Source organism: Microbacterium sp. B24, from assembly GCF_000333415.1.
Classification (GTDB): Bacteria; Actinomycetota; Actinomycetes; order Actinomycetales; family Microbacteriaceae; genus Microbacterium.
The window spans coordinates 1-1,976 of sequence record NZ_BADB01000344.1; the positions used below are offsets into that span (position 1 = coordinate 1).

The 1,976-nt window shown below is 72.5% G+C and carries 2 protein-coding genes and 1 pseudogene; 2 read left to right on the top strand and 1 reads right to left on the bottom strand.

The window, feature by feature from the left end; all coding sequences use genetic code 11:
• A pseudogene (locus I5I_RS08955) lies at positions 1-331 on the top strand (bifunctional methylenetetrahydrofolate dehydrogenase/methenyltetrahydrofolate cyclohydrolase); the annotation flags it as partial.
• A gap of 51 nt (positions 332-382) precedes the next feature.
• Here I5I_RS08955 and I5I_RS08960 read toward each other — a convergent pair.
• Positions 383-1,216 (bottom strand): cytochrome c oxidase assembly protein, encoded by an 834-nt coding sequence (locus tag I5I_RS08960; protein ID WP_239640066.1) that lies wholly within the window; start codon positions 1,214-1,216, stop codon positions 383-385.
• A gap of 123 nt (positions 1,217-1,339) precedes the next feature.
• Here I5I_RS08960 and I5I_RS08965 point away from each other — a divergent pair.
• On the top strand, positions 1,340-1,976 hold a 637-nt coding region (locus I5I_RS08965), incomplete at its 3' end, for an EamA family transporter (RefSeq protein ID WP_036318452.1).

A 1,976-nucleotide genomic window follows, 5' to 3' on the forward strand; every position in this document is an offset into this window, starting at 1 on the left:
CGCCGTCAACGCGACGGTCACCCTCACGCACACCGGCACGCGCGACCTGCCGTCGTACCTGCGCCAGGCCGACGTGATCGTCGGCGCCGCGGGTGTCAAGCACCTCGTGCGCCCGGAGGACGTGAAGCCCGGCGCCGCCGTGCTCGACGTCGGCGTGACCCGCGAGAGCGACCCCGAGACCGGCAAGGCGAAGGTCTACGGCGACATCGCGCCGGGCGTGGAGGAGGTCGCCGGGTGGCTGTCGCCGAACCCGGGCGGCGTCGGGCCGATGACCGTCGCCCTGCTCATGACCAACGTCGTCGAGGCGGCCGAGCGCAGCATTCGGGCCTGATCGCCGGCGGCGCGCGGATGCCGCGGCATCCGTCCGCGCGGAGAGGGCGCGTCAGCCGCGCGCGCCGCGCAGGTGCTCCTGGACGAGCGCGTCGTGCTCTTCGTCGGTGAGGGCGTCGTAGCCGGCGGCTTCGACGCGGTCGCGGCGTCCCCACCGCACCAGCAGGATGATCAGGATCGGCACGTCGGCGACCTCGGCGATGAACCAGAGCAGATCGCCGGCGAGGTGCTGATCGTGCAGCGGATTCGGCCACCACGCCGCACCCGCGGCGGCTGCCACGCCGTCGACGACCGTGTCGTTCAGGCGCAGGAGGATGCCGGGGATGGAGTCGATGACGAGTTCCACGAAGGCCAGCAGGAACTCGACCGCGAGGAACGTGCTGGTGTGGATGCCGGTGAGTGCCATCAGGGGCACCACGAGCAGCAGCCCGACCACGAGCGAGACGAGCCCGAGCGCCTCACCGATCACGGGCGAGGTGCGGAGAACTCCCGCGAGCGGCGTGAGGAACACGCAGAAGATCGCCGCGACGAAGATCGTGGCGAACATCGCGTTGCCGAGGACCCGGAACACGCGACCGTCGAGCACGGCGTCCAGGCGCTGGCGACCGGCATCCGACAGGCCCGCGCGCAGCAGATCGAGCGGACGGCCGAGGGAGATGAGACCCGGGACGGCCATGAGCAGCAGCGCGATGCGGGCGACGAACGCCCAGCGGAGCTCGGCCGACCAGGTGCCGAGGAAGCCGAGTTCCACCACGGCGTATGAGCCGAGCCCGAGGGTGAAGAAGAGCACCGTGCGATGGGGCGGCCACGGGGTGCCGCGCTGCCGAGCGCGTCGCACCCCGAGGGCGTAGAGAAGCGCCGCGCCGGCCAGGGCCGCGAGCGTCACGGGGTCGGCGCGCCAGGTCGTCAGCAGAGCATCGATGGGAGGCGTGGCCTCAGCGTACGACCGGCGGCTATGCGTGCGCGGTGAACGCGAGCCAGGGCAACCTGATTGTGTAACAATGTTCCTGTGAGTCGTCCCCTCTCCATCGCCGCCGTCCTCGTTGCGGCACTGTGCTTCGCCACGACGGGCACATCGCGGGCGCTCGCCGACGTGGACGCCGATGCCCTCTCGATCGGCGCGGCGCGCGTGCTCACCGGGGGTGGGCTGCTGGGCGCCATCGCCATCGCCATCGCCCTCGTGGCGCGGTCAGGGCGCACCGCTGCGCCGCACGTGGAGACCGGCCGCGCCCGCCAGACGGTCTCCACGTTCGTCATCGTGCTCGTCGGTGCCGCGGGGGTGCTCGCGTACCAACCGACGTTCTTCTCGGGAACCGGTCTCAACGGTGTCGCCGTCGGCACGGTCGTGGCGCTCGGCTCGGCGCCCATCGTCACCGGCGTTCTCGACAGCGTGCTGCGCCGACGACGGCCGAGCCTGCGGTGGAGCCTGGCGACGACCGTTGCGATCGTCGGTGTCGTGCTGGTGTCGGGCGTGGTCGGCGACGGCGCCGCCGCGCCGGCCAGCGCCCTGGGCGTTGCCGCCTCGGTGGGCGCCGGCGCGTCGTACGCGCTCTACGCGATCGCCAGCAAGATGCTGCTCGACCGCGGGTGGAACGGCCCGGCGGCCATGGGTGCCGTGTCCGGAACCGCCGCGGTGCTGACCCTGC